Origin of the sequence: Nocardia sp. NPDC056564, assembly GCF_042793755.1 — a bacterium.
Classification (GTDB): domain Bacteria; phylum Actinomycetota; class Actinomycetes; order Mycobacteriales; family Mycobacteriaceae; genus Nocardia.
The window spans coordinates 310,639-332,054 of sequence record NZ_JBHTUR010000008.1 but is presented as its reverse complement, the minus strand read 5'-3'; the positions used below and the strand labels follow the sequence as shown (position 1 = coordinate 332,054).

At 68.4% G+C, this 21,416-nt stretch carries 17 protein-coding genes; 4 read left to right on the top strand and 13 right to left on the bottom strand.

Annotated elements, in window-relative coordinates; translation table 11 throughout:
* Positions 1-31: 31 nt before the first annotated feature.
* On the bottom strand, positions 32-2,053 hold the full coding sequence (locus ACFQ9K_RS22315) for an Hsp70 family protein (RefSeq protein WP_378983495.1): 2,022 nt from the start codon (positions 2,051-2,053) through the stop codon (positions 32-34).
* 531 nt (positions 2,054-2,584) lie between these two features.
* Here ACFQ9K_RS22315 and ACFQ9K_RS22310 point away from each other — a divergent pair.
* Positions 2,585-3,346 (top strand): SDR family NAD(P)-dependent oxidoreductase, encoded by a 762-nt coding sequence (locus ACFQ9K_RS22310; RefSeq protein ID WP_378726603.1) that lies wholly within the window; start codon positions 2,585-2,587, stop codon positions 3,344-3,346.
* Positions 3,347-3,525: 179 nt separating this feature from the next.
* Here ACFQ9K_RS22310 and ACFQ9K_RS22305 read toward each other — a convergent pair whose 3' ends face one another.
* The 9 genes from ACFQ9K_RS22305 to ACFQ9K_RS22265 form a co-directional block, all read right to left on the bottom strand.
* On the bottom strand, positions 3,526-5,109 hold the full coding sequence (locus ACFQ9K_RS22305) for an FAD-dependent oxidoreductase (protein WP_378718823.1): 1,584 nt from the start codon (positions 5,107-5,109) through the stop codon (positions 3,526-3,528).
* A gap of 1 nt (position 5,110) precedes the next feature.
* On the bottom strand, positions 5,111-6,115 hold the full coding sequence (locus ACFQ9K_RS22300) for a diiron oxygenase (protein ID WP_378718825.1): 1,005 nt from the start codon (positions 6,113-6,115) through the stop codon (positions 5,111-5,113).
* A gap of 156 nt (positions 6,116-6,271) precedes the next feature.
* A complete protein-coding gene (locus ACFQ9K_RS22295; RefSeq protein WP_378718827.1) occupies positions 6,272-7,408 on the bottom strand; it encodes an Hsp70 family protein in 1,137 nt (378 codons plus the stop codon).
* 559 nt (positions 7,409-7,967) lie between these two features.
* Positions 7,968-8,633, bottom strand: coding sequence for a hypothetical protein (locus ACFQ9K_RS22290; protein WP_378718828.1), 666 nt, complete (start codon positions 8,631-8,633; stop codon positions 7,968-7,970).
* 253 nt (positions 8,634-8,886) lie between these two features.
* Positions 8,887-9,882, bottom strand: a complete 996-nt coding sequence (locus ACFQ9K_RS22285; RefSeq protein WP_378718830.1) for a sulfate/molybdate ABC transporter ATP-binding protein — start codon at positions 9,880-9,882, stop codon at positions 8,887-8,889.
* Positions 9,879-10,685, bottom strand: a complete 807-nt coding sequence (cysW, locus tag ACFQ9K_RS22280; protein WP_378718831.1) for a sulfate ABC transporter permease subunit CysW — start codon at positions 10,683-10,685, stop codon at positions 9,879-9,881. Before cysW ends, ACFQ9K_RS22285 begins: the two co-directional genes overlap by 4 nt.
* The gene (gene cysT / locus ACFQ9K_RS22275; RefSeq protein ID WP_378718832.1) at positions 10,682-11,557 is read right to left on the bottom strand and encodes a sulfate ABC transporter permease subunit CysT; all 876 of its coding nucleotides are present in this window, start codon (positions 11,555-11,557) and stop codon (positions 10,682-10,684) included. The genes cysW and cysT overlap by 4 nt, the downstream gene beginning before the upstream one ends.
* 31 nt (positions 11,558-11,588) lie before the next feature.
* Positions 11,589-12,635, bottom strand: coding sequence for a sulfate ABC transporter substrate-binding protein (locus ACFQ9K_RS22270; RefSeq protein WP_378718834.1), 1,047 nt, complete (start codon positions 12,633-12,635; stop codon positions 11,589-11,591).
* 202 nt (positions 12,636-12,837) lie between these two features.
* Complete coding sequence (locus tag ACFQ9K_RS22265) at positions 12,838-12,927, bottom strand: Ms4533A family Cys-rich leader peptide (protein WP_317983926.1); 90 nt, start codon at positions 12,925-12,927, stop codon at positions 12,838-12,840.
* A gap of 71 nt (positions 12,928-12,998) precedes the next feature.
* Between ACFQ9K_RS22265 and ACFQ9K_RS22260 the strand changes: the two genes are divergently transcribed.
* Positions 12,999-14,057 (top strand): M48 family metallopeptidase, encoded by a 1,059-nt coding sequence (locus ACFQ9K_RS22260; RefSeq protein ID WP_378718836.1) that lies wholly within the window; start codon positions 12,999-13,001, stop codon positions 14,055-14,057.
* 73 nt (positions 14,058-14,130) lie between these two features.
* Here the strand turns inward: ACFQ9K_RS22260 and ACFQ9K_RS22255 are convergent, their stop codons facing one another.
* Entirely contained in the window at positions 14,131-14,397 is a 267-nt protein-coding gene (locus tag ACFQ9K_RS22255; protein ID WP_378718838.1) for a hypothetical protein, read from the bottom strand.
* A gap of 127 nt (positions 14,398-14,524) precedes the next feature.
* On the opposite strand from ACFQ9K_RS22255, the gene ACFQ9K_RS22250 reads away from it, so the two are divergent.
* Complete coding sequence (locus ACFQ9K_RS22250; RefSeq protein WP_378718839.1) at positions 14,525-16,522, top strand: glycoside hydrolase family 15 protein; 1,998 nt, start codon at positions 14,525-14,527, stop codon at positions 16,520-16,522.
* 12 nt (positions 16,523-16,534) lie between these two features.
* Here the strand turns inward: ACFQ9K_RS22250 and ACFQ9K_RS22245 are convergent, their stop codons facing one another.
* Together ACFQ9K_RS22245 and ACFQ9K_RS22240 are read right to left on the bottom strand one after the other, a co-directional pair.
* Positions 16,535-18,334, bottom strand: a complete 1,800-nt coding sequence (locus ACFQ9K_RS22245) for a dynamin family protein (protein ID WP_378718841.1) — start codon at positions 18,332-18,334, stop codon at positions 16,535-16,537.
* 74 nt (positions 18,335-18,408) lie between these two features.
* Positions 18,409-20,646, bottom strand: a complete 2,238-nt coding sequence (locus ACFQ9K_RS22240) for a hypothetical protein (RefSeq protein ID WP_378718843.1) — start codon at positions 20,644-20,646, stop codon at positions 18,409-18,411.
* A gap of 382 nt (positions 20,647-21,028) precedes the next feature.
* Here ACFQ9K_RS22240 and ACFQ9K_RS22235 point away from each other — a divergent pair, with 382 nt between their 5' ends.
* Positions 21,029-21,406 carry a hypothetical protein gene (locus tag ACFQ9K_RS22235; RefSeq protein ID WP_378718845.1) on the top strand — a complete coding sequence of 126 codons (378 nt, stop codon included), beginning with the start codon at positions 21,029-21,031 and terminating at the stop codon, positions 21,404-21,406.
* The last annotated feature ends 10 nt before the right edge of the window (positions 21,407-21,416 follow it).

The following is a 21,416-nucleotide window of genomic DNA, read 5'->3' as shown; positions in this document are numbered from 1 at the left end:
CCCGACGGAAGTGCCGGATCGGGCCCGTGCCTCAGTGGGCGCCGGGGCCGCCACCTGAGCCACCTGAACCGCCGGAGGAGGAGCCGCCGGACGACTCGCCGCCGGACGTGCTTCCCCCGGACGTGCTCCCACCGGACGTGCTGCCGGCGGAGGTCGAGCCGGACGTGGTGGAGCCGCCGGAGGTGCTGCCGCCGCTGGTGGACGTGCCACCTGAGGTGGTGCTGCCGGATGTGGTTCCGCCCGAGGTGGTGCCACCCGCGGTCGTACCACCGGAGGTCGTGTTGCCCGCGGACGGGGTGTTGGAACCGCTGTTGGTGCCGCCCGACGTGGAACCGCCGGTCGAGGTTTCACCGGGGGATGTGCCACCGCCGGAACTGGATTCGCCGGCGGATCCGCCCGACGTGGTTCCGCCTGCGGACGTGCTACCCGGGTTCGATCCAGCCGTTGAGCCTGAAGTGCTTGTGCTGGTTGATGTTCCGACGCCAGCCGTGGTTCCCGCAGTCGGGATGTCCACGGGGCCGCCGGTGGCGGGAGCGCTCGCGACGGGCACCGAGGCTGCCGGGTCCGGTACCGCGGGGGCCGGATTGGGCGCTGGCACAGCGGGTATGGAGCCTACCGGTGGTGTTACGGGGTTGCCCGCGATCGGAGTCGCGGGTTGGGCGGGTGCGGGGGGCTGTCCCGGCTGTGGGATGAGTTGACCGAAGGGCAGCGGGTTGATGAAGTACGCGGGGTTGGCGTAGGTGCCACCGTATGGGGTTGTGGCACCGGGGGTTCGGGGCTCGGTGTGCGAACCGAGGCGCGATTCGGCGACGCTGGGGCCGAGTTTGGTGGCGTGCGAGGCGGGGGTGATGAAGAGGCCGTAGGCCGAGGGTTTGGGCAGTCCGGCGCCGGCGGCCAGGGCCCGGGAGGTGGTCCAGCCCGCCGGCGTCGCCACCCAAGCGTCCCGGTGGCCGGCCAGGTCCGCGCTGGAGTCGTACAGCAAGGTGTCGGCACTCGGGGCGTCGAGGCCGGGGAAGTGTTCGAGCACCGGTGACGCACTGGGGCTGGAGGGACTACCGAAGACGGTCACCGCCGACATGGCGACCGCGGAAACCACGGCGGCACTGGAGAATACGGCCACGCGCGGCGAATGCTCCTTGCCGCCGGACGCCGCGAGGGCCATGGTGCGGGCGGCCATGAGGGCGGCGCCCGCGGCGACGGTCTGGCCGGGGTCGGCCGAAACCACCAGGGGGCGGCCGAGTTCGGCGAGGGTGCGGGCCACCTCGGCGGGGCGGGCCGCACCGCCGACCAGCAGGATGCGGCTGATATCGGACAGGGTGAGGTCGGCGGCTCGAACGGCGGCGCGCACCACCTCGAGCGTGTCGTTGATGTGCGCGGTGCGCAGGCCGTCGATGTCGACCATCGACAGCATCGACGTCGGCGTGGTCGTGCGCGGCCCGGTCTCATGGGCGTAGCGGGCGATCATCGCGCCGAGCGGACGACCGCCGAAGTCGTAGGAGCGCACGGGTTTTCCGACCATCGGATGGTTCTCCCAGTCGGGACCGACCCGCACGATGGTCACGTCGAGACTGGTTCCGCCGAGGTCGTAGACGAGCACGAAGCCGGGTTCCAGCGGACCGTGTTCGTGCTCGAGCCATTCCGCGGCCGCGACCGGCTCCGGCACCAGCGCAACGTCACCCGCGCCGGACAGATCGAGCGCCTGCCGCAGCAACGACACCTCTTTGTCCGAATACGTTGCGGGATAAGTGGCTACCGCACCCGACTCGGTCGCGGCCGGCTCGGCCGCCCGCAGCCCGTTCACCACGGCGGCCACCAGGTTCGCCGACGACCAGATGCGCCCGCCGACGATCATCGGCTCCGGGTCGCGGCTCAGGTCGGCGAAATCCGTTACAGCCATGCTGAATTGCGGGATGCCGCCGATCCGTAGCCCACCCGCGCTGTCGAAGGTCACCGCGGTGCGCCGGCTGCGCACGACGGGCCGGGTTCGCGCACCGGTCACCGAAGCCGTCATAGAGTTCACTGCGCCGATGCTGAAACCCAGACCTGTGGTCATATGCTATCCCGTCAACGTACCGAGACCACGTCCATCACACAGAGAACCATGTGGCCGCGGTCGTCTTCCAAACAGCCAGCACAGATTAGCTGTTCGGCTCGCTGGAAGGATGTGGAATAGACATGAACGGCACGAGAATGGCGAGAAACGTTTAACTCTGGATCACAATGATCCGGATCACCTGCGACTATGCTCTCGCGGCAGAATTGTTCAGCCCACTCGACAGGCACCGGTTCCGTACCGCCCCATCCGATCTGGTTACCTTGCAGCGATTCGGACAATGCTCCGATAACCGATCAAAAACCCGAACCGCGCCGAGAATCCGCCTTCACATAAGACACTGACCGGTCGGTAACCAAACCATAGCCAGCACTGACGATTTCAGCACAGCTCAACTCCGCCCGGGAGATGAATGACGCATCAACTCCAAGACTGTTTCCCGCCAGCACCGTCGGCCCGCACCGGCTTGACTGAGTTCCGCGACCGCACCACGGCGGTGAGATCGCAAGAACGAGAAGGGAAATGGAGACCATGGCGACACGGTTCGCGAACAAGGTCGTGCTGATCACGGGCGCCAGCTCGGGCGTCGGCCAGGCGGTGGCCCTGCGGGTGGCGAGTGAAGGTGCGGCTGTAGTACTCGGCGCCCGCGGCAAGGACGCGGGCGAGCAGGTGGCCGCCGAAATCCGGGCGGCCGGCGGACGCGCGTTGTTCGTGCCGACCGACGTGACGGTCGAGGCGGACGTCGAACGGCTCACCCAGGCGGCGCTCACCGAATACGGCCGCCTCGACGCGGCCTTCAACAACGCGGGCGCGCTCAACTCCTTCGGCCCGATCGGCGAGATCGACGAGGCAGGCTGGCGAGCCGACCTGGAACTCAACCTGACCAGCGTGTTCTACGGACTCCGCCACCAGGTGCCCGCGCTGATCGCCAACGGTGGCGGCGCGATCCTGAACAACGCGTCGAACCTCGGTGTGGTCGGCATGGGCTCGGTCGCGCCGTACGTGGCGGCCAAGCACGGCGTCGTCGGCCTGACCAAAGCGATCGCGCTGGAGTCCGCGGCGCAGGGCGTCCGGGTGAACGCGATCGTGTCCGGCGCGATCGACACCCCGGCGTTCCGCAACTCGATGGGCGCGACGCCGGAGGGTGCGGCCGCCATCGCGGCGCTGCACCCGCTCGGCCGGATCAGTCAGCCGGCCGAGATCGCGTCGTTCTGCGCGTACCTGCTCAGCGACGAGGCCGGCTTCATCACCGGCGCGGCGCTGGCCATCGATGGCGGTTTCACCGCGCAGTAGAGCTCGGACGGGTCGCCGCGCGCGACCCGTCCGAACGCGGTTGCGCCGCGCGCGAACCGTCAGCGCGTGGCGGAGGCGGAGAATTCGGCCTTACCCGGCCCGGCAGGGCACCATCGACGGCGACATTGGCGTCGATGGTGACGGCCTCGCGGGACCACGTGGTCCCGCGAGGAGTCTGCTCAGGAGCGCGTCAGCAGACGACGGACCGCGCCGCGGCGCTTGGTAGCGCCCGCCGTGCGGACCGCGGGCTGACGCCGGCGGATCAGGTGATCGAATTCCGCTGCGCTGCCTGCGGGTTCGGGCAGGCGACCGGCGTTGAAATCATCGGCCAGTTGCTGCACCGTCTCCTGCGCGCAGGACTTGTTGGTGCCGATGAAGCCGGTCGGACCGCGCTTGATCCAGCCGGTGACGTAGGTGCCGGGAAGCACCGCACCGTCGAGCCGTTCGAGTACGCGACCGTCCCGGTTCGGGATCACGTTCGCCGCGGCGTCGAACGGCAAGCCCGGCAGCGGCACTCCGCGGTAGCCGACCGAGGTGAGCACGAGACCCGCGTCGAGCCGCTCGGTGACACCGGACGCGACTGCTCGGGTGCGGCCGTCGGCATCGGTGACGAGCTCGTTGCGGCTCACCTCGATGCCGGCGACCCGATCGGTGCCGAGGATCTCGGTGGGAGAGGCCAAGTAGCGGAACACGATTCGCTTGCGTTCGCCGAACGGCCGGGCACTTACACTGTGCAGCAGGCGCAGCTTCTGCTCGACCTGGTACGGCAGACCCTCGGTCACCTCGGGCAGCTCACCCTCGATCGCGATGTCCACGTCCGCGCCGAGCAGGCCGACGAACTCCGGCACGGTGAAGGCGGATTCCAGCGGACCGCGACGGCCGAGGATGACCACCTCCTCGATCTTGCTCTCCCGCAACGCCCGCAGCGCGTACGGCGCGATATCGGTGGCCGCCAACGCATCCGGGTCACTGGTGAGAATCCGCGCGACATCGAGCGCCACGTTGCCGTTGCCGACGATCACCGCCCGCTGCTGCGAAAGGTCGAAGACGCGGTCCACGTGATCGGGATGCCCGTTGTACCAGGCGACGAAGTCGGTGGCAGAGATGTTGCCGGACAACCCTTCACCGGGGATGTCGAGCTTGCGGTCGGCGGACGCGCCGACGGCGTAGATCACCGCGTGGAAGTGATCGAGCAGCTCCTCATGCGAAACATGCGCGCCCACTTCGACATTCAGGTACGAGCCGAAACCGTCCTGGGCCGAGATGATGTCGAACAGTTCGCTGACCTTACGGGTCTTGTCGTGATCCGGCGCGACACCGTGCCGGGCCAGCCCGTAGGGCACCGGCAGCCGATCGAACACGGTCACCGACACGTCGGGCTGGGTCAACAGCTCGTCGGCGGCGTACATCGCCGACGGACCCGACCCGACGATCGCCACCCGCAGGGGTTGGCGTTCGGTGCGAATCTCGGCCGCGGGCACCGGCTTCGCCAGCAGCGGCCGCGGCCGGGCCTGCCGGTAGAAGTCGGCGTTGATCTCGATGAACGGCTTCTGCTCATCGGTCAGCTTCTTCGCCGACACGATCGCGTCGACCGGGCAGGCGGTGGCGCAGGCGCCGCAGTCGACGCACGCCTTCGGGTCCACGTACAGCATGTCCGCGGTCAGGAAATCCGGCTCGTCCGGCGTCGGATGGATGCAGTTGACCGGGCAGGCGTACACGCACGACGCGTCGCTGCAGCAGGACTGAGTGACGATGTAGGGCACGTCAGCCGGCCTTGACCGAACGCAGCGGCTCCGAACGGTAGCGGGTGGTGTGGCCGTCGATCTTGAGCAGCTTCCAGACCGCCTTGGCGACCGGGTTCATCAGGCCGATGTCCTTGGCCAGGGTGCGCACGTCGCCGAAGAAGTCGCTGAACTCCTGCTTGGATTCCTTCGACCCGTAGAACAGTTCCTTGCGCACGTAGTCCGGGATGTCGAATTCGCGCCAGAACGACCGCGGCGGGGTGAAGATCGAGCGGCCCAGGATGTACATGACGATCGGCATCGCGATCGACAGCACGAACTTGCTGCCCGGCTTCGCCTCGGGCACATGGATCTTCAGGAACTCGTGGGCGAAGGAGATGTGCCGCGCCTCCTCGGCCACGTGAATGGCCATGACGCCGCGCATGATCGGGTGCACGTCCTCGCCGGAGCGCAGGATCGCCTTCTGGATGTGATCGATCGGCTCCTCGCCGGCCAGCACCGCCATGAAGAACAGGTTCGGGAACAGCGCCGCGACCGGGGCGCCGAGGTACTTGAACTTGCGCACCAGCGGGCCCATGCCCGGCACGTCCTCGCCGATCCGGTTCACCATCTCCTGGAACATCAGGGTGTGGTTGTGCTCCTCGATCATCTCGTGGGAGCAGTAGCGGAACTCGGGGGAACCGTTGGGCAGGCCGAAGTTGTGCGTCACCATGCCGCTGATCAGGATGGTCTCGAACTGCAGGCCGACCTTGGCGACATTGGCCTGGCGGTACTTGCCGATCGCGATCTTGCGCTCTTCGGTCTGGGCGAGGTACCACGGGTGGCGACCGAGCGGATCGGCCGACACGGGCAGGATCCACCGTTCCGGGCCCGCCTCGGGCGCGAAGTCGGGGTTGTCCCAGTCGATGTCCTCGAACGGGTCGAAGTGCTTGTTGACCGATCCCTCGGAGAGCAACAGCAGCTTCGAGGCGTACTCCTGCGCCTTCTCCAGATCGGAATCGACCGGGGGCGTCACGGCTGTAGACATCGTCGTCGCTGCCTCTCCTCGTAGGTTTATCTGTTTCCCATAGTTACACCTACGACGAGGCGCGTCAACCCACGAAGACATAACGGACGAGGCCGCCCCTCCGATCGGTAGATCCGGCGGCGGCCGCCCTCGTCACCACCGCCGCCGGATCCCCGGTCAACGCAGCCCGAGCTGCGCCAATCCCACGACCACGCCGTCGGCGGGCAGCGCGAGCGCCATGCCGATGCCGGCGACGGACAACCCGGCGGCCAGCGCGACTCTGCTCAGTCGCTGCTTGGTCCGTTGCGACAGCACCATCGCCCTGGTGGCCGCGCGCCGGTGTGCGCCCTGGCGGCGCTTGCCGTGGTGTTTACCCGCCGATTCCTCGGCGGCGACGGCGGCCCGGCGACCGATGATCGCCGCGCCGTCCGCGATGGTTCGTTCCGGGTCGGGCGCCACGATCACCGGCCGGGCCAGCTCGCCCGCCAGCACCTGGGCCACCTCGACCGGCCGGGCCGCGCCGCCGACCACGACGACACAGTCGACGTCGGCCATGGTGACGTCCGCGGCGCGCAAGCACCGGTAGACGAGCTCCAAGGACGCCCGCACGTGTTCGATGCGCAACGCGTCCGCGGTCGTGCCGGTGACCGAGCCCGATATAGAGGCCGACGGCAACCCGCGCCCGGCCCGCGCGGCGACTAGCGCGCCGAAGGCCCGGCCACCGTATTCGGCGGAGTGCATCGGCTGGCCGGCGATCGGGTTGCTCGGGCAGCCCGCGCCGACCCGGACCAGCGTGACGTCCAGACTCGCGCCGCCTAGGTCGTAGACGAGTGCCAGCCCGGGCATGAGCGGGCCGCGATCGGACTCCAGCCAGGCCACCGCCGCGATGGGTTCGGCGACCAGCTCGACGTGGTCGAGTCCGATGGCGTCCAATGCGGCGCGCAGGTCGCCGATGTGCGCCTCGGTATAGCGCGCCGGATAGGTCAGCGCGATGCCCACGTTCCCGCCGTGCGGGTCGTGCTGCGGCCGATCCGGCAGCGTCTCGCCGATCAGGCACTCGGCGACCACCGCGACCAGGTCGGCGGGTGAGAGGGCACGGTGGCCGACCCGCGCCGACATGATGGAGCGCTGGGTCAGGTCGGCGAACTCGATGATCGCGCGCCCGTGCCGCGGGATCATGCCGACCCGGGCCAGACCTGTGCTGTCGAACGTGAGTGTCGTTCGGCGGGTGATGGATTGGGAGCGCTGCGCCCACCGGCGGCCCGGAGGAGCTTTCGCTGAACCCTCCTCCGCGAGCGCGGAAACCGTGTTCACCGTACCGATGCTCAAACCGAGACCAACCGCCATCGCAATCCTCTGATCGCCGAGCCGATTTGCTTCGAACTCTGTTCACGCAACCACTCCGCGACCGGCCTGCCAACCACCGGACACCACGTTGTCCGCAGCCCGCCTGTTTTGGAACAGGTTGCATAGCACAAGCATCCATCCTGGTCACCTGCCCTGGACGGCGGCGAATGCGGCGACCGCCGGATCTCAGTGCGACACGCCGATATTCAGCGATGTCCCATCCGTGTTTGCGGGAGCCCCGAACAACCGCACGGGCGCCCGGTCCCCGGCGTGCTACACGTTCTCACATGCGGTGATAGCCCCTAACAATCCCCGGAACACCGGACATGGCGCGACCGAAAGCGGATACTGTCTCGACTCGCCGAGGCCGAATCGACGACACACCGGGCCGCCCTCGGCTCGATCGCTACCCCGATACGGCTCCGACGCATCCGCATCACCGATCCCACGGCGTCACCAGCCCTCGACAGCCGACGGGTTCCGATGTGCCAGCGCAAGATCAGCAACGTCCCAGCAGCCGGATGATCTACCGCACCGGCTGCGCCTGATTCCGCACCGTCCGGCCGTTCGCGGTCTCCCGCAGGATGCACAACGCCATCTGCGCGGCCTGCTCCTGCCATTGCGCGTACAACGTGGGGAACGCGGAGCGCTGGGCGTCCTGCGCCGCTTGCCACAGCGGTCGATCCAGATAATCCGGTGCGCGAAAGAGCAAGGCGTCCAGGAACTTTCCGGTCGCGTACCACGGATCGGTCACCTGTTCCGGCGCACCCCAACCGGCCGACGGACGCTGCTGGAACAGTCCGAGCGAGTCGTGATCGACCGCGACGGTGAAGTTCCGCAGCGTGGACTCCTGCAGGGCGGTGGCCAGCGACACCACCGCGGCATAGATCGGCAGCCCGCGCCTGCGCACCACCTCGACGATCACCCTGGCGTTGTCCCATTGCTCCGAACTCGGCGCGAAATGCTGCTGCGGCCCTTCCACACCATGCGGAATCACCAATGCCGCGGCGCCGCCCGCACGCGGATCCGGCAACAGCGGAGTGGAATGCGCTTCCAGTGCCACCGGCGGCGCCGAGATCGGCCCGGAAGGATCGGCAAGCGGCGCCGGAGCGGCGAGTGCCGAATTCGCCTGGATGATCACGGCGGCGCTGACCGCGGTCAGCGCGAAAACAACTCTGTGGGTAACGGACATGGCGATGGATCAACTCCCCGCCTCCGACAAACACCCTGCTCATGCCAACAATATCGACAAGGTGAGCGGCGGCGATCGGCGGCCGGGGCGGATCCCCGGCCGGGCTGGACTACCATCACGAATGCATATTCAGCAATCACGTTCCGATAAATCCGGAACCCGCTTTCCCATTCAGACACTAAGAGTTGAGTCGAGAACTTTTCAGTTTCGACACGCCGCAATGGGGTATTGATTTATTTTCCCCCGCAATTCATTACTGCGCGGGCAACTCCGGGATTCTGGTCGCGCGGGCGTACACGGTTTCCCCGTCGGACAGACGCAGGGCCTCCGCGTCACCGCGGGTCACCTGCGCGGCGAACAGGTCACCGGTCGCCGCGTTGCGCAGCTCGACCCGCACCTCGAACCCGAGATGCACGACCCGTTCGACGGTCGCGCGGGTGACGCCCGCCGAAGCCGCGGTCCCCTCGTGCTCGGCCTGCGCCATGCTCGGCTCCCGGCCGACCCGGATGTCGTGCGGGCGCACCAGATGCCCGTTGAGCCGCGCCACGGCGCCGAGGAACGACATGACGAACTCGTTGGCCGGCCGGTCGTACACGTCCTCCGGCGTACCGACCTGCTCGATCCGTCCCTTGTTCATCACCGCGATCCGGTCGGCCACATCCAGGGCCTCCTCCTGATCGTGGGTGACCAGCACGGTGGTCACGTGCACCTCCTCGTGCAGCCGGCGCAGCCAGGTGCGCAGATCGGCGCGCACCTTGGCGTCCAGCGCGCCGAACGGCTCGTCGAGCAGCAGCACCTGCGGGTCCACGGCGAGCGCGCGGGCCAGTGCCATGCGCTGCCGCTGGCCGCCGGACAGCTGGGCCGGATAACGATGCTGGAAGCCGTCCAGACCGACGATGCCGAGCAATTCGTCGACCCGCTTGGTGATCTCGTGCTTCGGCCGCTTGCGGATCTTCAAGCCGAACGCCACATTGTCGCGCACGGTCATGTGCTTGAACGCGGCGTAATGCTGGAACACGAAGCCGATGTCGCGCTTCTGCGGCGGCACCCTGGTCACGTCGTTGCCCGCGATCAGCACGATGCCGGAGTCGAGGGATTCGAGTCCGGCGATCGAGCGCAGCAGCGTCGACTTCCCCGAACCCGAGGGCCCGAGCAGGGCGGTCAGCTCGCCCTTCGGGATGTCGATGGTGACGTCATCGAGCGCGGCGAACGAACCGTAGTTCTTCTTCGCATTGGTCACGGTGATCATTTGGTGCCCCGTTTGCGTTCGAGGAGGGTCATCAGCAGGAGGGTGACGAGCGCAAGGCCCATCAGCAGGGTCGCGGCCGAGTAGGCGCCGAAGGTGTTGTGGTCGTTGATGTATCGGCCGTGCACCAGCAGCGTCAGCGTTTGTGACTTGCCGGGCTGTGCGGACGACACCATGATCACCGCGCCGAACTCGCCGAGCGCGCGGGCCACGGTGAGCACGACGCCGTAGGTGAGACCCCAGCGGATGGCGGGCAGGGTGATCCGCCAGAACGTCTGCCAGCGGGTGGCGCCGAGGGTGGCGGCGGCCTGTTCCTGGTCGTCGCCGATCTCGTGCAGCACCGGCTCGACCTCGCGCACCACGAACGGCAGCGTGACGAAGATGGTCGCGAGCACCATGCCCGGCAGGCCGAAGATCACCTTGAAGCCGGCGCCTTCCAGCCCGCCGAACCAGCCGTGCACGCCCCACAGCAGGATCAGCGCGACGCCGACCACCACCGGCGAGACCGCGAACGGCAGATCGACGATGCCCTGAACGAGCGTGCGGCCGGGGAACTTTCCGCGCACCAGCGCCAGCGCGGTGAAGATGCCGAAGATGACGTTCAGCGGAACCACGATCGCCACGATGATCATGGACAGCTGGAAGGCCGAGATGGCCGCGGGGGTCGTGATCGAGTCGACGAACGCGCCGATGCCCTTTTCGAAGGTGCGCAGCAGGATGATGATCAGCGGCAACACCAGCAGCACCAGCAGGTAACCGAGCGCGACGACCCGCAGCGAAATCCGGGTGGGGCGAGAGAGATTCATCGCGACTCCTGTTCCTTGCGCACACTACGCTCGGCGAGCAATCGGAGCACGAGCAACGATGCGAAGGAAATCACCAGCAGCGCAACCGAAACCGCCGCCGCATTGATCGGCCGATCGATCTCGATCTGCTTCTGGATGTACTGCGAGGCCATTTCGGTCTTGCGCGGGATCGCGCCGCCGATCAGCACCACCGACCCGTACTCGCCGATCGCGCGGGCGAACGCGAGCCCGCCGCCGGAGATGATCGCCGGCCCCAGCGTCGGTAACACGATGCGGCGGAAGGTGGTCCAGTTGTCCGCACCGAGCGACATCGCGGCCTGTTCGACCTCGCGGTCGGCCTCGATGAGCACCGGCTGCACCGAGCGCACCACGAACGGCAGCGTGACGAACGCCAGCGCCACGATCAGTCCGGGCTGAGTCGCGTTGAGGTGGATGTCGATCGGGCTCTGCGGACCGTAGAGCGACAGCAGCACAATGCTGGCCACGATCGTCGGCAGCGCGAACGGCAGATCGATCAGCGCGTTGACGATCCCCTTGCCCGGGAAGTCGTCGCGCACCAGCACCCAGGCGATCAGGGTGCCCATCACCACGTTGATCACCGCGACCACGATCGAGACCAGCACGGTGATCCGCAGTGAGTCCACCGCCGCCGGCGCGCTGATCGCGGCCCAGAAGCCCGACCAGCCCTCGTCGAACGAGGTGACGGTGAGCGCGGCCAGCGGGAGCAGCACGATGACGCTGAGCCACAGCATCGCGATGGCGATGCCGAGCGGACCCACCGAGCCGGTCACCCGAAGCCACGACCAATCGAACCGGCTTGCGGGGGTACCGCCGGGAGTCTTCGTGCTCCCGGCGGTGCTGCTGTCAGTCACAGTCGTCCAGTATCCCGTGCGCCGAACCCGGCTACTTGGTGGCCTTGTCGTAGATCACCGCGACAGAGCCGGTGTTCGGGGTGAACAGCTCCTTGTCCACGGCCTTCCAGCCGCCGAGATCGCTGATGGTCCACAGCTTCTGCGGGGTCGGGAAGTCCTTGGCGAAATCGGCCGCCACCTTCGGGTCGACCGGGCGGAAACCGGCTGTCGCCCACGCCTTCTGGCCCGCGGGGGTGTAGAGGAAGTCACGGAACGCGACCGCCTTCTCCTGGCTCTTGCTGTTCTTGAGCACCGCGACCGGGTTCTCGATCTTGAACGTGACGGGCGGGATGAAGTGCTCGATCGGGTCGCCGTTGCGCTCGGAGAACAGCGCCTCGTTCTCGTAGCTCAGCAGCACGTCACCGGTGCCCTGCAGGAAGGTCTCGGTGGCCTCGCGGCCGGACTTCGGCTGCACCTTCACGTGATCCTTGGACACCAGCTGGCTCAGGTAGTCCAGCCCGGCCTGCGGGTTCTTGCCACCCTCGGACTTCGCCGCGTACGGGGCGAGCAGGTTCCACTTGGCCGAACCGGAGCTGAACGGGTTCGGCGTGACCACCTCGACGCCCGGCTCGAGCAGGTCGTCCCAGTCCTTGATGCCCTTCGGGTTGCCCTTGCGGACCACGATCGCGACGACCGAGCCGAACGGAATTCCCTTGGTGGCGTCGGCATTCCAGCTCGCGTCGACCAGGCCGGCGTCGACCAGGCGGGTCACGTCGGGCTCGACCGAGAAGTTCACGATGTCGGCCTCGGCGCCGTCCTTGACCTTGCGGGACTGATCGCCGGAGGCTCCGTAGGAGCCGTTGACGACGACGTTCTTGCCCTTCTCGGTCTTGTTGAACTCGGGCACCACCTTGTCGAAGCCGGGCTTCGGGACGGCGTAGGCGTAGAGGTTCAGCGTGCCGCCGCTGCCGTCGGCGCCGCCACCCCCGGCCGTGTCACTGGCTCCGCCGCCGCACGCGGTGAGGGCAACCGCCGCGAACGCGGTGAGGGCGGCGACAGCGGTACGTCGGCGCGGGGAGAGCCAAGATTTGCGAGACATCGGGGGGCCTTTCCTACGGACCGCCGGCTCGGGACCTCGAGCGGCGGAGGGAACTACTGTTGGATCGGTAGACCTGCCGCCGCGTCGATGCGAGCGGTGGCGTGGCTATCGGCCGGATAGGCCGTCAGGGTTCGGGGACGTCTGCGAAAAGGTTGCACGCCAGTCTACGAGGGAGGGACGCGCAAACGAGCCCGGTAGCCGATCAGCGACAGAGAATGTCGGCGACCGCGAGATTGCCGACCGCGATCAACGCCAGTTCATGGCGGACCCGCGGGACACAACTCGAAGACACGGGCAGACTGTAGCAGAGGCCACGGCCCGAGTTCGAATCACAGAGTTCCAGGAAGAGGGGGGTTTCATCCCATGACTAACAGCCCGGATCGGGTCCGCACGAGATTTCCCGGCATCAGCACTCGCGCGTGGGAGCACCCCGCCGACCGCACCGCGTTGGTCGCGCTGCGGACGCTGTCCGGATTCGACGCCATCCTGCGCACTTTGTCCGGTTTGCTGCAAGAACGCCAGCACCGGTTGCTCTACCTCGCGACGGCCGTGCGGGTGGACGAACGACAGTTCCGTTCGCTGCATCAATTGCGCGAGGACTGCGTCGCCGTGCTCGATGCCCGGACCACGCCGGAGATCTTCGTGTTGCAGAGCCCGCACGTGAACGCCTTCACCATCGGCATGGACCAGCCGTTTATCGTGCTGACCACCGGATTGATCGATCTGATGGATACCGAGGAGTTGCGTTTCATCGTCGGGCACGAGCTCGGTCACGCGCTGTCCGGGCACGCGGTGTACCGCACCATGCTCATGCATTTGCTGCGTATCTCCGCGAGCATCGGCTGGATGCCGGTGGGCGGCTGGGCATTACGCGCGATCGTCGCGGCGCTGATGGAATGGAGCCGCAAATCCGAGTTGTCCGGCGACCGGGCCGGGCTGCTGTGCGTGCAGGACGTGGACGCGTCGGTGCGCGTGCACATGAAGACCGCGGGCGGCACCTGGATCAAGGAGATGAACCATGGCGCGTTCCTGGCCCAGGCCGACGACTACGAACGCTCCGGCGATCTGCGCGACGGCGTGCTGAAGCTGCTGAATCTGGAATTGCAGAGCCACCCGTTCTCCGTGCTGCGCGCCGCGGAACTGCGCCGCTGGATCCAGAGCGGCGAGTACGACCGCGTGCTGGCCGGCGACTACCCGCGCCGCGACCAGGACAAGAACACCAGCATCTCCGAGGAGATCAAGGAAGCGGCCCGCACCTACCGCACCAACTTCGACCAGTCCGAGGACCCGCTCATCCGCACGGTCCGCAACCTCGGCCGCGATGTCGGTTCAGCGGTGAGCACGGTCGGTCAGGAGGTCGGTGAGACCGTCTCCAAGATCGGCAAGCGGTTCAACGACTGGCGCACCGGCGAGGCCAACTAGCGGGTGACGAGCCAGGCGACGACAACCAGGACGAGCAGGGCGATCAGGGCCAGCTGGACGCGTGAACGGGGCATCAGCGGGCACCGCTCTGCACGGTGCGGCGGGTCTCGCCGGTCGTGAGGTCGGCGGGCACCGTGTCGGGCACGGCGGGCAGCGGCTCCGCGACGCCGTGCCTGCGGTCGAGGATCCGCAGCAGGGCGCGCAGCGTGCGGTCCAGCAGGTAGGCGATGGCGAAGCTGACCGGGACCATGCCCACGAGCACGACGAGGAACTGCGGGATGAACGGGAGTCCCGCGACCCACAGCTCGAAGCTGTCCCACCAACCTGCGATCTGATGCACCTGCCCAGCCTAGTAGGTCCACCTGAGAGCCGGGCAAGGTGAATATTCGGTCACGGCGCCCACGGCAAACATGGCGCGACGGCACACACAGTGGACGGGAGGCTCCCGCGGGCCCGAAGATGAGGGGATGTCGTCCATCGAGTCTTCCGACGATCTCACCGTCGATGAGCCCTATGACCTGCCGGTGCCCAGCCAGCTGTCCGACACCCGCGGCCGCGGCGCGTTCCCGCCGATCGACGATTACGCCTTCCTGTCCGACTGCGAGACCAGCTGCCTGATTGCCAGCAACGGTTCGGTGGAGTGGTTGTGCGTCCCTCGGCCGGACTCCCCCAGCGTCTTCGGCGCGATGCTGGACCGCAGCGCGGGGCACTTCCGGCTCGGCCCATACGGCGTCAACGTGCCGAGCGCGCGCCGCTACCTGCCCGGCGGGATGATCCTGGAGACCACCTGGCAGACCGAGACCGGCTGGCTGATCGTGCGCGACGCGCTGGTGCTCGGCCCGTGGCACAACAACGATCAGCGCTCCAGGACGCATCGCCGCACCCCGATGGACTGGGACGCCGAGCACATGCTGTTGCGCACGGTGAAGTGTGTGAACGGCACGGTGGAACTGGAGGTGAGCTGCGAGCCGTCGTTCGACTATCACCGGGCGGTGAGCCGCTGGGAGTACACCGGCAAGGTCTACGAGGAGGCGACCGCGGTCCGCACCGACGACCCGAGCGCAGGCCCGAGCCTGGTGCTCACCACCGACCTGCGGCTCGGACTCGAGGGCCGCGAGGCGCGCGCCCGCACCAGGATGTCGGAGGGCGACGAGCGGTACATCGCGCTGACCTGGTCGGAATTGCCCGCACCCAAGTCCTACGCGGACGCGGCGCAGAAGATGTGGCAGACCACCGAGAGCTGGCGGCAGTGGATCACCCAGGGCAACTTCCCGGATCACCCGTGGCGCAACTACTTACAGCGCAGCGCGCTGACCCTCAAGGGCCTCACCTACGCGCCGACCGGCGCCCTGCTCGCCGCCGCCACCACCTCGCTGCCAGAAACGCCCGGCGGTCAACGTAATTGGGACTACCGCTACACCTGGGTGCGCGACTCCAGCTTCGCCCTGTGGGGCCTGTACACGCTCGGGCTCAACCGGGAGGCCGACGACTTCTTCGCCTTCCTGCGCGACGCGACCACCGGCGAGAACGGCGATGCCGTTCCGCTGCAAGTCCTTTACGGCATCGGCGGCGAACGCGAGATCACCGAGGAGACGCTCGATCACCTCAGCGGCTACGACCGGTCGCGGCCGGTGCGCATCGGCAACGCCGCGTACAACCAGGACCAGCACGACATCTGGGGCACCATGCTGGATGCGGTGTACCTGCACGTGAAGTCGCGCCAGCAGGTGCCGGAAACGTTGTGGCCCCTGCTGGAACGTCAGGTGCACGCGGCCATCGCGCACTGGCGCGAGCCCGACCGCGGCATCTGGGAGGTGCGCGGCGAGCCGCAGCATTTCACCTCGTCCAAGGTGATGTGCTGGGTCGCGCTCGACCGCGGCGCGAAACTCGCTGAGCTGCACGGCCAATACGAGAGCGCCACCGAGTGGTACACCATCGCCGATGAGATCAAGGCCGACATCCTCGAGCACGGGGTGAACGCCAACGGCGTGCTCACCCAGACCTACGGCGGCGAAACCCTGGACGCCTCACTGCTGTTGGCGGTGCTGACCCGGTTCCTGCCGCCGGACGATCACCGGATCCGCGCCACCGTGCTGTCCATCGCGGACCGGCTCACCGAGAACGGCCTGGTGCTGCGCTACCGCACCGACACCACCGACGACGGATTGACCGGCGAGGAAGGCGCTTTCACCATCTGCTCGTTCTGGCTGGTGTCTGCCCTGGTGGAGATCGGCGAGCTGCAGCGCGCCCGGCACCTGTGCGAGCGGCTGCTCGGCTTCGCCAGTCCGCTGCGCCTCTACGCCGAGGAGATCGACCCGCGCAGCGGCCGCCACCTCGGCAACTTCCCGCAGGCCTTCACCCACCTCGCCCTGATCAACGCGGTCACCCACGTGATCCGGGCCGAGGAAAACCGGCACGCGGGCGGCTTCCAGCCCGCCCACTCCCCCGCGAACAACCCTGGGTAGCAGGGCTTTTCGTCAGGCAGCCAGACTGTCGGCCTGCTCGCGCAGGCCGCGCAGTTTGCCCAGTTGCGCGTCGACCTGCTTGATTCGGTCCCCGCTGTGGTCGCCGTATTTCTGGTAGGCCGATTCGGCCAGGCGCAGTGCCTCGTCCGCCTGCTTGGCGTTGTCGCCCGCGATCTCGGTGAAGTGGTCGCGCAGCACACGCTGCATGGCGCGCAACCGATTTCGCGATTCCTTGCTCACCTGGAAGATCACGTCGTCCATCAGGCGGGCCACCGCGACCTTCGCCTCGGCCCGCCGGCGGGCCTTGAGATTCTTGCGCTCGTCCCACAGGGCGTTGATGCCGAGCAGCACGCCCGCGCCGATCGAGTACCAGTTCACCAGCGACATCTTCAGGATGCTGGTGACCAGGCCGACCATCAGGATGCCGCCGTAGGAGCCGCGCAAAGCGGACAGGAACTGTTGTCCCACACGCGCTTTCGCACTCTCCAGCGGTTCGAGCGACTGCACCTGCTCGAGCACCTCGCCGGGGTTCTCCAGCCGCATGTCGGGCAGCGGCGCGGCGCGGTTGTCGGCCAGGAACTTCGATGCCACCTGCTCGGACAGCTCGACCGAGCGGTAGTGCGCCATCACGAAGTTCTCTTCGACCGCCTCGCAGATCCGCGCGTCCAGATCGGTGCCGAATTCCTTCCAGCGCCGCGCCGGATCGTGCTGCATGATCTCGGCCTCGGCGTCGCGCACCAGGCTGCGCAGCCGGTGCCGCAGGTCGTGTTCGATGTCGGCCATCAGCTCGGTGCTGCCGTCGACCAGCGTGACCTGCCAGTTCGACGTGCGCTGGCGCTGCTGCTCGGCGTCGTCGCGGGCCCGGACCAGCTTGTCGGTGATCTCCGCGCGCATGCGCGGATCGCGCAGCGACTCGACCTCGTTGCGCAGGGTCAAGCCGAGATGGTCGCTGACCAGCCGGATGTCCTGCACGGCGGCTTCCAGCGCCACGCTGTCCGCGCGCGCGACCACGTAGTCACGCAGGTGATCGATCAGCTGCGGCACACCGGATTCGATGTCGCGCTGATAGTTTCCGGTCAGCCCGGCCTGTCGGTGCAGTTCGGCGGACACCGGGGCGACCGCGAAGCCGAGCCCGGCCGCGTCGAGCAGATCCCGGTTGCGCTGCTGGGTGTGCGACCAGTGGGAGAACTGGTCGATCTTGTTCAGCACGCAGATGACGGTCGGGCAGATCTGCTGGATGCGTTGCAGGTAGGCGATCTGATCCACGGTGAGTTCGGTGGCCGCGTTGGTGACGTAGAGGACCGCGTCGGCGGCGGCGATCATGGAGGTGGTGGTGCTGTCCGCCCCGCGCGCGCCCGGCGCGTCCATGACGACGACGCCGTCGGCAAGCAGCGGACTCGGCTGGGTGAACTCGGCCCGGATCACGCCGAAACCGGAGATCGCCGGCCCTGGATCGAGCGGATCGACCGGCTGCCGCTCGGTGCGCCCGTCGACCGAACGCACCAGCGTCGCGGTCGGTTCCGGCCCGTACTCGACAATGACCGGCACGCTCAGGTCGCTGTCGGTCGCGCTGACCGACGCCCCGACCAGGCTGTTGACCAGCGTGCTCATGCCGTTCTTCGGCTCGCCGACGACCACGAGGCGCACCCGAGGGTCGCTGACCCTGGCCCGGACCATGCCCAGCCGACTGCCGAGATCGTCCCGCCCCGCGAATCGGGTCATCTCCCGCAGTTCGTCCAGAATCCGGATCAGCGGCGCCATCGCGTCCGGATGTTTCACCGTCGCGGCCTTCAGCCCGGCTGCGGCAGACAACCTGCCTCCTTACATGCGTTTGCTCTTGATCGACATGGACGCCCCCTGCGACCTTCTGGTCACCACAAGCTCGGTTACATCAACGCTATGTCCAAGCCGCCCGGCACCATGTGGTGGGTCTCGGCCATCGTCGATTCCGGCAGCAGCCCGCCGGACAGGCCGCCGCCGGCCGCGACCGCCAGGGTCGAGTGGTCGGTGTAGTAGGCGTGATCCTGGATCGGCACCGCGGTCGTGTCGACCAGGTGGGTGCTGTTGATCGGGTCGGCGATCGCGTGCGGCTTCGGATCGATCGTCGTCGGCGGCTTGTACGTCGGCACCGGCGCCTGGGTCGGCGCGGGGTTCTGGAAGGTCGGCACCTCGTGCGTCGGCACCGGCACGTCGTGGGTCGGGACCGTGGTCGGCAGGTCGGCCGTCGGCACGTCCGCGGTGGGCACATCCCGGGTCGGCACGGACGGTTCCGGCTGGGTCGCCGTCGGCACGTCCCTGGTCGGCACGGTCGGCTGGGTGGTCGCGCCGCCGCTGGTGCCGCCGTGGCCGGTGCTCGGTCCGGTGGTGCCCGGCGTGGTCACGCCGTCGTCGGACGGAGTGGTCGGGGTGTGCGTCGGCTGGCTGCCCGTGGTCACCGGGACCTTGGTGGTCGGCACGTCCGGGCCGGTGGTGATGCCGCCGGGCGACGTCGACGGATGGCCCGCGCCCGGCACCTTCGTCGTGACGTCCGGCGTCTTCGGGACGCTCGGCGTGGTCACGTCGGACGGCACGGTCGGGACCGGGACGGTCTTGGTGATGGTGGTCGGGGTGTTCGGGGTGGTGACCGAGCCGTCCGAGTGCTTGGTCGTATCGGTCACCGGGGTCGGCTTCACCACCGGCGTCGGCCGGGCCTGATCGAACAGCGCGGGCGTGGCGGCGGCGGGCACGGTCAACACCGACGGACCCTGCGGCGCCGTATAGACATTCGCGATCGGCGTGGTCGCCACGTCCGGCTGGATCGTGGTCTGCAACGGGGTAGCGGCGACGACCGGCGGGGCCACCGCCGGCGCGGCGGTCGCAACCGGCGCCACGACGACCGGCGCGACCGCGGCGGTCGCCACGGGTGCGGCCACGGCCACGACCGGCGCGGGCGGGGCGATCGGCTGCACGATCGGCTGTGCGGTGGCGGCCGGTGCGGACGACTGCGAATGGTTCGAGTGGTGCGTCGACGACGGGGTCGCGGTGGTGAGTCCGCCGACCGCGCCGGGCAGGCCGTGGCCGGACACGTTCGGATCGGTGACCGCGCGGCCGCTGCCGTCGGGCACGTGCAGGCCGCTGCCGAGGAAGTCGGTGAACTGGTCGAGCTGGTCGCCCACGTGGCCGATGCCCGCGTCGACCTTCATCTCGGAGTTGAAGTAGATGCCCTGCGGGCCGATGCCGAAGTCGACCGACCACTGGGTGCCGACGAAGATCCCGAGCGGGTCACCGCCGCCGTCGCCGACGCCGTCGAACGGGCCGGTGCCCGCGGTCGAGGCCGCGTGCGAGCCGGGCAGGTCGAAGGCGCCGGAACCCGGCGCGACGAAGCCGTTCGCACCCGGCAGACCGAAGCCGTGCCCGGCTTGACCGAGCCCGTGGCCGGGCAGGCCGAAGCCGTGGCCGCCGGGCAGATCGAGGTCGTCGGTGTTGCCGGCGGTACCCGGCAGGCCGAAGCCGTTGGACGCGCCCGCCTCGGTTCCGGGCAGGCCGATGCCGCCGGTCGAACCCGGCAGGCCCATCCCGGACTGGCCCGGGCTGGTGCCCGGCAGGCCGAAGCCCGACTGGTTCGACGGACCGGAGGTGCCCGGCAGTTCCATGCCGTGCTGCCCCGACTGTCCGCCGGGCAGGCTGGGCAGGCCCATGCCGGACTGGCCCGCGTCGGTGCCGGGCAGCGGGAAGCCCGCGTCGGTGCCGTGGTAGTCGCCGCCGAGCGTCGGCAGCGGCAGATTCGCGCCGCCCGCGTTGGCGCCGGGGAGGTTGAAGCCGGGAGTGTGGTGCGCGACCGGCGAGTTGCCGCCGTACGGCAGCGGCGCGGGCTCGACGACCTGGTCCGGGAAGGTGATCACCGGGGAGGGGATGTCGGAGTCGGGATCGCTGTTGTGCGCCCAGCCCGCGTTGCGGCTGTCCGCGTGCGAGGAGCCGGGGTGCGCCGGGACGCCGCCGCCGTTCGCCGCGACCAGTGCGCCGCCGGTGACGTACGCGCCCGCCCTGGCGACCCGTGCGACGCCGGTGGCAACTCGATAGGCGGTGTCACCCGTGCGCTCGGCTGCCTCGGTGGCGTCGTCATCGAAGGGCAGGTCACGCGTCATGAAAGCTCCATCTCGGGTTTCCAGCAACCATCCTCACCAGCCGGCCAGACCGAGTGAAGATCACCTAACACTATTTCGGGAAAACCCGACTGTCACATTCTCCAGGACTGTAGAGACTCCACAGGTGGCGAGCAACACAACCTTGCCATCCCGAAAACCAGAACGGAAGCCCTATTTCTAGTGGGTTATCCAACCGAATGCGGGCTCAAATATGCACCATGACCAGGTCAGATTCTGACACCCTCCGGCCGGCTCGAACAGCGGCCAACCAGACCCTAAGAGTTCTCTAACGATTGCTCAACAAGTGGTGAAGATCCTTTGCCTACGGTCGATTTCGTCGAACCAGTCGGACGACAGCATCGATCTGAAGGAGTCACCCCTCATGACTGCACTCATCGGACGCCGGGTCGCCGCCGTGCTCAGCGGCACCGCGCTCACCGCAGCCCTGATCGCGGGCATGGCGGGCACCGCCTCGGCGCAGCCGGCACCGCCGCCCATGCCGACGCAGCCCGGTCCGTGGATCGCGATCGACCCGGTCCCCGGCGAACCCGTCGTGTGCCCGGAGCCAGGGCCGGACGGGCCGGTGGTGATCACCCACGGCGAGGGCGAGGAGGGCCCGTGGGTGACCATCGAACGCGGCGACCTGCCGCCCGGCGCGGTGCCCGCGATTCCGCTCGACGCCCGGCCCGCCGCCCCCGCGCCGGCTTTCCCCGCGGTTCCGTCCGACGAGCCGGGGTGCGTCGTCGCCTACGCCCGCTGACCGGCCGGGA